An 8,655-nucleotide genomic window follows, 5' to 3' on the forward strand; every position below is an offset into this window, starting at 1 on the left:
TCCGAACAGCGAGCCCACGCGCTGCAGGGCTGGCTTCATCACTACAACTGGCATCGACCACATGCCAGCCTTGGCTACAGGCCACCCATCACCCGAATCCCACTGAACAACGTGGTGGGTTTACACAACTAGGGGGCGATTGCTGGCGCGTCGCGAACCAAGAGGCATTTGTTGGCGAATTCAAAGCCCAGCAACTTGCCCCAAATGAGCGCCAACTCGCATACGAATCAATCAGTTAGTGCTGGGGCGGTTTTGCGGCGTCAGACAATCTGCTTCATCCCGGCCGGCCCATCAGGACTAAGGCTTGGACCGGATCAAGAGCACTTCAGTCGCCACATCCGAGTACTCACCCTCGCCATCTCGCGCGGCGCCCCACATAGTCGGATGAGTCCGGGAGAAGAAGTATCGGGCGTCTTCCTGGCGGCTCGTTAGGCGTACCGCGAGCTGGAAGTCCGGAACACGCGTCGTCGACTTCACACACCCCTTACCGAAGAACTCTCCGTCCTTCAGTGGCTCCATCATGATGGCGCTGACCGCGCAAGTTCCCTTCGGACTCGGGGTTGCTAGTACAGATAGGACAGCCCCGTCCTCGAACCTGACGACGTGGTGTTCTACCCCCTCCTTGCCACGGAAGACGTAGCTATCCTTTGGATGCACCTTGGGGTGATGCGCGATCTGCACACAGAAACTCTCGGAGCAATAAACGTCAGTAGGAACCTCAGCCAACAGCGCTCCTGAGAAAAAGAGTACGCAAACTACTGCGTGCCTTGCCTTCATGGTTGACCTCATCGCGAAAACCTCACTCAGAGCGTGTCTCGATTGCCTCATCCTTCCTGTGATCCAGTACTCGCCCGGAATGCATGCGCGGGATCATGTGGCGACTCGATGCTGAGGCCCGCCGGGACGCTGCCCGGGCCCGGAACGCCAAGCGCAAGGTTTCGCAGGGATCGGTCAAGGTCGTCGTCGTGGAGCTTGCCGACTGGCCCGCCCGCCACTTCGGCAGCCGAGCCGGGTAAGAGCCCGCTCCTTCCAGTCGCTGTCACCGTAGGGGCTCTGCCCCTACATCAGGCTGGCCAGCCTCGATGGAATTGACGAAGGTGTGTATGAACTGAGAAATACATTCACGCAACACCAGCAGCCGGTTGGATAGGACTTGCGTCAGAGGTAAACCCCTCGGCAACAGCCCCTCACCACCCCCGGCCAAGACAAACCCGTGAGGTGTCAGATTGACCACTCCTGCGTCAACGTACTCATAGTGGCTAATTAGATCTCTCGTCGAATGAGGATCCGTTTCAGCGGACAACACAAAAGCGAGTTCCTCAACGAAATTTGCGTGGACTGCGGAAAGCGCCGCGGCAACATGCCGATCTTTCTTTCTAACGTTCTGAAGTGTCCTCGGAAGCCGCTTAAATGAGTTGGACTTGATCCGAAAGTAGCCGCATAGACCAATCGCCAAGTATTCCAGGCAACGTCTGTAAGCTAGAACATAGGCTTGGTACTCAAAGTCGAGCTTTCGTGTATTCCCGCCTGAGAACACGGAGCGATCACCTATGACGCTACGAAAGTCATGGCGCTCAACGGCGACCCTAACTTCACTCTCCAATCGATAGATATTTGCGTAATGATAGTTGACACACGCAAAGCTAGACTGGGTGTCGTGCACGATCTTAAACACCTTATCGAACCAGTACCGGTTATCGTCATCTGCTCTCCACGAGAGGAGCTCAGACGATGCCGGTCTCGCAAGAAATCGCATGAAGTAGAGGAAGGGCTCTTCATCCGCCTCCGATAGCCCGAAACCCGTTATTTGATCAATGTCTCGAATGACTGCCGCGAGTACAGGGTTCAGAAAGGGAAATACCACGCGCGCCATAGTTCGCCTACTTACACGCGTTCCATACAACGTCGTCCCAGTGTCGAGACGCTTGAAAGTTCCGGCTGACCCCCATTGCTTCATAAGCTTGCGCCCTAGCCGCTTTCGCTCTGGCGCACGCATCCGCATTCGGCGTACCCACGGAAGCGCCTGACGGACCTTGCCCATTCGAAAGCTCGCGCGCCCTCGCCCGCATGTGCTGACGATCCGCTGCTATCTTCCGATCAGCCTCTTGGCGCTTGTAATAATCGTCCCACGTCGTGGTAGACGGCTGGGTGTCCCAGCGCTTCTCAGCCTCTGGGCATGGTTCAGACTGATAGACGGGCTGTCCTTTGGCATCCCGACACTTGTAAACAGACTGAGCCCCAGAACTGGCCGCAAGCCCGGCCAGCAGCAATCCCAAAATCCATTTCATTGCGCACCCCTACGCTGCTGGGCGCGAATATACCTCCAAATCGGCCCAGCTAAAGCCCGGTGGTCGGCCCCGTGTAGGTGTTTCCGGGGTCAGGCCCGGGAATGCGCGGGAACACATCGCCACGCGAGGCGGTAGCCGACCACGGTGCGAGCGGAGGTGGGCTCAGAGTGCGCGATGGATGCAACCGCCCATGATGATGGCTTTCTTCAACAGCGCCGGCACGCGGCACTTAACGGAGCATCTTCAATCTGTCTCAAGCCGACGAGGATGGCTGTAAACCACATATCGTCCCGCACGCAGAAAACCTATCAACGTCATCCCGCATCCCGTCGCCAGGTCCACCGCCAACGCCGTGGGTGCCGACATCGCGGCCAGCAGCGGGAAGCCGGCCGTCGCGGCCTTCGCCACCATCTCGTAACTCGCGCGGCTGGTGACCAGCGCGAAGCCCGATGCCGGATCGACACCTTCGCGCTGCATGGCGCCGATCAACTTGTCCAGCGCGTTGTGGCGCCCGACATCCTCGCGGACCAGCACCAGCGAGCCATCCACCCTTGCCCATGCCGCCGCGTGGATCGCACCGGTGGCCGCATTCAACGGCTGCCGCTGCTCGATCTGGCGCAGCGCCACCTCCAGCGCGGAAGACGCGATGGCACTCCCCTGCCCCACGGCCGCTGGTTGTCTGACCACATCCTCCAGATGCCGGTGACCGCAGATGCCGCAGCCACTGCGGCCCGGCAGCCAGCGCTGCGGATCCACGGCACGTGCAGGCAAGGGATCGCGTGTGCGGAGATCCAGCTGGATGCCCTCCAGCAACGACTGCAGGACCACCGAAACGAGATCGGCCGGCCCCAGCCCGAGTTCGGTCAGCGCGAAGCCGTGCGCGAAATCCTCCAGGTCGCACGGCGACACCATCATCACCGCCAACGGCTCGCCGTTGCAGTGGATCGCCAGCGGAACCTCCTCGGCCAGCTGGTCACGGCGCACGGCCGACACGCCGCCGGCGACATCGACGACCTCGCGCCAGGCCACCCCGTCGACGCGATCAGCCGGCATGGACGGCCGGATCGTCGAGCTTGCTCACCACGACGGGAATCGACTTGTAGGCCGGCGTACCCGAATGCGGATCGTGGCTGTCCAACGGCACCAGTCGGTTGCCTTCCGGGTAGTACATCGCCGCCGAGCCGCGCGGCAGGTCGTACTCGACTGCGATGAAGCCCGAGAGCCGGCGCACGGCGTCACCGACGCGCGATTCCACTTCGATCCGGTCGCCCGACTGCAGGCCACGCGCCCGCATGTCGTCGCGGTTGAGGAACACCACGTCGCGCCGCCCACTGACGCCGCGGTAGCGGTCGTCGAAGCCGTAGATGGTGGTGTTGTACTGATCGTGCGAACGCACCGTGGTCAGCGTCAGTAAGGCATCCCCGTCGCCTGCCGGGTCCTCGCCCAGACCGGGTGCGACCAGGAAGCGCGCCTTGCCCGCCGCGCCCCAGTCGCGCTCCGATGCGCCGATGTACAGCCGGAACCCGCCCGGCTCGCGCACGCGCCGGTTGAAATCCCTGAAGATGGGGAACACCGCTTCGATATCGTCGCGGATGCGGTCGTAATCGCCGACCAGGCCATCCCAGTCCACCTTCGTGTGCGGCAGCGTGGCCTTGGCGATGCCGGCGACGATGGCGGGTTCGGACAGCAGGTGCTCGGACGCCGGCGGCAACCCGCCCTGCGAGGCGTGCACCATCGACATCGAATCCTCCACCGTCACCGATTGCAGGCCGCTGGCCTGCACATCGCGCTCGGTGCGGCCCAGGCACGGCACAGGAACACCTGCCGGGCGGGGATCAGGTGCGAGCGGTTCAACTTGGTGGCGATATGCACGGCCAGGTCCAGATTGCGCATCGCCGGGATCGTGGTGTCCGGGTCCGGCATCGCCACGGCCAGGTTGCCGCCCATGCAGACGAGCGCACGCGAGCGCCCGTCGCGGATGGCACGCACGGCGTCCACCGCATCGTGGCCATGGGGGAGCGGGAACGCGAAGCCGTAACGCTGCCTGATGGCATCGACCAGCGCCTGCGTCGGCTTTTCCGTGATGCCCACCGTGCGGTCGCCCTGCACGTTGGAGTGACCGCGGATCGGCGCGATGCCGGCGCCGGGCTTGCCGATGTTCCCGCGCAGCAGCAACAGGTTGGCCATCTGCTGCACGTTCTGCGTGCCGCGGCGGTGCTGGGTCATGCCCATGCCGTAGCAGAGGATCACCCGCTCGGCCTGCGCATAGAGGCGTGCGGCCGCGGCGATGTCGTCGCGCGACAGGCCTGACCGCGCCACCCCGTCGTCCCACGACGTCTGTGCAAGGTCTTCGTGAAGCGCATCCAGGCCTTCGGTGTGTTCGGCGATGAAGGCATGGTCCAGCACGCCGGCACCGCCGGCAGCCAGATCCGCTGCGTCGGCCTCCAGCAGCCACTTCATCATGCCTTTGAGCAGCGCCAGATCGCCGCCGATCTTCACCTGGTAATAGGTTTGGGCGATCGGGGTGGCGGTGTTGGTCAGCATCTCCCCGGGATGCTGCGGCGAGGTGAAGCGCTCCAGGCCGCGTTCGCGCAGCGGATTCACCGCCACGATAGGCACGCCTCGCTTCGATACCTCGCGCAGCGTGGACAGCATGCGCGGGTGGTTGGTGCCGGGATTGTGGCCGAAGCTGAAAAGCGCGTCGCACAGGGCGAAATCGTCCAGCGTCACCGTGCCCTTGCCCACGCCGATGGATGCGGGCAGCCCCACGCTGGTGGCCTCGTGGCACATGTTGGAGCAGTCGGGGAAGTTGTTGGTGCCGTACTCGCGCACCATCAGCTGGTACAGGAAGGCGGCCTCGTTGGACGTGCGGCCGGAGGTGTAGAACTCGGCCATGTCCGGATGCGGCAACGCCCGCAGCGCCGCGCCGATGCGGGCGAAGGCTTCGTCCCAGCCGATCGGCACGTAGCGGTCCGCATCGGCGTCGTACGCCATCGGATGCGTCAGCCGGCCTTCGTCCTCCAGTGCGTGGTCGCTCCATTCCCACAGTTCCGCCAGCGTGTGGCGTGCGAAGAAGTCCGGTGTCGCGCGCTTGCCGGTGGCTTCCCACGACACCGCCTTGGCACCGTTCTCGCAGAACTCGAACGACGAGGTGTGCTGCGGATCCGGCCAGGCGCAGCCCGGGCAGTCGAAACCGGTGGGCTGGTTGACGCGTCGCAGGGCGGCGGTTTCGCGGCCGACCGCCATCTGGCCCTTCACCGCGCGTGCGACGGCCGCGAGCGCGCCCCATCCGCCGGCTGCGCCGTCGTACTCGTCGATGCCCGGGACCTTGCGCTCACTCATCGGATCCCTGCCCTTGCGTGCCGGAGAAAGAGACGCTTGCAGGATACCCGATGACTTCGCACGGCATGCATGCGTCATGCATGCGTGGAGTCTGTGAACCGGACGCTCAGCATCGGGTTGCTAGCATGTGGACCTCCCCTGCCCCGGTACCGCCTGCCTCCCGTGATCCGCCTCCTGCTTCCGCTCACTGCCCTGCTCGCCAGCGTTGCGCTGCTGCTGGGTGGAAATGGCCTGCTGGGAACGCTGCTGGCCATGCGCAGCCAGGCGGAAGGTTGGGGCGAGCGCACGACGGGCCTGGTGATGTCGGGCTACTTCGTCGGCTTCTTCCTGGGCACGTTCACGGCGCCACCTCTGATCCGGCGCGTCGGCCACATCCGTGCATTCGCATTCCATGCCGCGCTCGCGGCGGCGGCGGTGCTGGTGTACCCGCTGTGGAGGGAGCCTGTCGGGTGGATGCTGCTGCGCGTGGTCACCGGCATGTCGCTGGTCGGACTGTGCACGGTGATCGAAAGCTGGTTGAACGCGCAGGCCGCGCCCGAGCATCGCAGCCGCGTGTTCGGCGTGTATATGGTGGTCTCGCTGCTCGCCCTGGCGGCCGGCCAGCTGTTGCTCGACCTGCAGCCTCCGCGCAGCCCGGTGCTGTTCAGTGTCGTGGCGATCCTGTTCGCGCTGGCCATCCTGCCGGTCAGCGCGACACGGCTTTCGCCGCCGGTGATGATCGTCGCTCCGAAGGTGCACCTGCTGGCGATCTGCCGGGCCGCGCCGAGTGCGGCCGCCGGCGCGGTGCTCGCCGGCCTGGCGCTGGGCGCATTCTGGGGCATGGGCGCCGTGTATGCGGCCTCGCTCGGGCTGGATCGCGCAGGCGTCGGTACCTTCATGGCGGTGACCATCATCGGCGGCGCCGCCCTGCAGTTGCCGATCGGCCGCCTGGCCGATCGGGGCGACCGCCGCAGCATGTTGACGCTGGTCGCCGCCGCAGGCGCCGCTACCGCCCTGCTCACGCTGCGCTTCGAGAGTCAGGCGCACGCCCTGTTCTTCCTGTTCGGCGGTCTGGCATTCGCGCTTTATCCCCTGGCGGTCGCGCACCTGCTGGATCGTCTGCCGGGCGAACAGCTGCTTGCAGGCTGCAGCGCGTTGCTGCTGCTCAACGGCATCGGCGCCGCGATCGGTCCCGCCGTGGCCGGTGCGCTGATGCAGCGCTTCGGTGCGGAGGCACTGCCGCTGTTCTTCGCCTGCACCCTGGGCCTGTTGGCGCTGGTGGCCGGCGGCCGCCGCCTGTTCAAGGCGCGCCGGCTGCTGCATCCCGGCCGGTTCCATCCCATGCTGCGCACCACGCCGACCGCGCTGGAGATGCTGCCGGAGATTCCCGATGCGGCCGACCACGGACGCGAGGAACCGGTGCGGAATTGATCCCGATCAATGCGGGGGAAGATGCGGCGCCCTAGCCTGTGGCGCATGGGCAAAGTCTCCCCTTCCCCCCTGTTCGATGCGGACCTGCTGCGGCGCTACGACACGCCGGGCCCCCGCTACACCTCCTATCCGACCGCGCCGCAGTTCAGCGGGGACTTCGGTGCACAGCAGTTGCGCGAGCATGCGCGGGCGAGCAACCAGCAGGACCACGCGCGGCCGCTCTCGCTGTACGTGCACATCCCCTTCTGCACCAGTCCGTGCTTCTACTGCGGCTGCAACCGCGTGATCACCCGCGACAAGGCCCGCGGCGAGGTCTACCTGGACTACCTGTACCGCGAGATCGCGCGGATGGCGCCGCTGTTCGACAGTGGCCGTCCCGTGGTGCAGCTGCACTTTGGTGGCGGCACACCGAATTTCCTTACCCCGGCCCAGATCGCGGACTGCGTGGCCGAACTGCGCAGCCAGTTCAGCTTCGCACCGCGCGAGACGATGGATTTTTCCATCGAGCTGGATCCGCGCTTCGTCACGCCGGACGACATCGCCGAACTCGCGAAGGTGGGTTTCAACCGGGCCAGCCTGGGCGTGCAGGATTTCGACCCGAAGGTGCAGAAAGCGGTCAACCGCGAGCAGAGCGTGGAGGACACGCTGGCCATCGTGGCCGCGTGCCGCGAGCATGGCATGCGGTCGGTCAACATCGACCTGATCTACGGCCTGCCGAAGCAGACCCGCGCGGGATTCGAGCGCACGCTGGACACCGTGGTGCAGGCGCGTCCGGACCGCATCGCCGTGTACAGCTATGCGCACCTGCCGCAGCTGTTCAAGCCGCAGCAGCGCATCGCGCTGGAGGATCTGCCCAGCGCGGAGGACAAGCTGGCGCTGCTGCAGTGCGCGATCGAGCGCCTGGGCGCGGCCGGCTACGTGTACATCGGCATGGACCATTTCGCGCTGCCGGACGACGAACTGGCGCGCGCGCAGGCACGCGGCGACCTGCACCGCAACTTCATGGGCTACACCACCCACGCCGACAGCGACCTGATCGGGTTCGGCGTGAGCGCCATCAGCCACATCGGCGACAGCTTCAGCCAGAACCCGCGCGACATCGCCAGCTGGGAACGCGCCATCGATGACGGTCGCCTGCCGGTCTGGCGCGGGATGCCGCTGGACCGTGACGACGTGCTGCGCGCGGAGGGCATCCAGGAATTGATGTGCCACGGGCGACTGGACTACGCACGCGTGGGACGGCGCTATGGCATCGACTTCGCGGAGTACTTCGCCGACGCCCTGCCCCGCCTGCAGGCGCTGGCCGACGACGGCCTGCTGACCTTCACGCGGGTGGGTTTCCAGGCCACGGCCAAGGGCCGCCTGCTTCTGCGCGTGATCGCGATGTGCTTCGACCGCTACCTGCCGGCCACGCCCGCCCCCGACGCGCCCCGGTTCTCCCGTACCGTCTGATACTGCCGACGCCGACGATCAGCGGCAGGCGTCGTGGACGCGGTCGTCCAGGCGACGGCTGGTGGCGAAGTACCGGCGCCGCCCCATCCGCGCGAGCGCCCTGGCGCGGGCCTGCCGGGCGCGGCGGCAGGCGGCAGGGCCTGGGTGCCGTGAGGACGCGGGG

Annotated in this window: 5 protein-coding genes and 1 pseudogene; 3 read left to right on the forward strand and 3 right to left on the reverse strand. The window is 65.6% G+C overall.

The window, feature by feature from the left end:
* Positions 1-132: integrase core domain-containing protein (locus CSC76_RS18265; protein ID WP_162111385.1), on the forward strand; the 132-nt coding region annotated here is incomplete at its 5' end.
* Between the two features lie 1,748 nt (positions 133-1,880).
* Here the strand turns inward: CSC76_RS18265 and CSC76_RS19460 are convergent.
* The 3 genes and pseudogenes from CSC76_RS19460 to CSC76_RS18280 form a co-directional block, all read right to left on the reverse strand.
* Positions 1,881-2,288, reverse strand: a complete 408-nt coding sequence (locus CSC76_RS19460; protein WP_162111386.1) for a DUF4124 domain-containing protein — start codon at positions 2,286-2,288, stop codon at positions 1,881-1,883.
* A gap of 243 nt (positions 2,289-2,531) precedes the next feature.
* A complete protein-coding gene (gene fdhD / locus CSC76_RS18275) occupies positions 2,532-3,341 on the reverse strand; it encodes a formate dehydrogenase accessory sulfurtransferase FdhD (protein WP_162111387.1) in 810 nt (269 codons plus the stop codon).
* Positions 3,331-5,630, reverse strand: a pseudogene (locus CSC76_RS18280) (FdhF/YdeP family oxidoreductase). The gene fdhD and the pseudogene CSC76_RS18280 overlap by 11 nt, the downstream one beginning before the upstream one ends.
* 174 nt (positions 5,631-5,804) lie before the next feature.
* On the opposite strand from CSC76_RS18280, the gene CSC76_RS18285 reads away from it, so the two are divergent.
* Together CSC76_RS18285 and hemN are read left to right on the forward strand one after the other, a co-directional pair.
* On the forward strand, positions 5,805-7,040 hold the full coding sequence (locus CSC76_RS18285) for an MFS transporter (RefSeq protein ID WP_162111389.1): 1,236 nt from the start codon (positions 5,805-5,807) through the stop codon (positions 7,038-7,040).
* 45 nt (positions 7,041-7,085) lie between these two features.
* Complete coding sequence (gene hemN, locus CSC76_RS18290; RefSeq protein WP_162111388.1) at positions 7,086-8,492, forward strand: oxygen-independent coproporphyrinogen III oxidase; 1,407 nt, start codon at positions 7,086-7,088, stop codon at positions 8,490-8,492.
* Positions 8,493-8,655: the final 163 nt, after the last annotated feature.

This window comes from Pseudoxanthomonas mexicana (assembly GCF_010093385.1).
GTDB classification, from domain to species: Bacteria; Pseudomonadota; Gammaproteobacteria; order Xanthomonadales; family Xanthomonadaceae; genus Pseudoxanthomonas_A; species Pseudoxanthomonas_A mexicana.

Excerpts from the sequence above, each read along its gene's own strand:
- CSC76_RS19460 (WP_162111386.1), bottom strand. The coding sequence starts at position 2,288 with ATGAAATGGATTTTGGGATTGCTGCTGGCCGGGCTTGCGGCCAGTTCT.
- fdhD (WP_162111387.1), bottom strand. The coding sequence starts at position 3,341 with ATGCCGGCTGATCGCGTCGACGGGGTGGCCTGGCGCGAGGTCGTCGAT.
- hemN (WP_162111388.1), top strand. The coding sequence starts at position 7,086 with ATGGGCAAAGTCTCCCCTTCCCCCCTGTTCGATGCGGACCTGCTGCGG.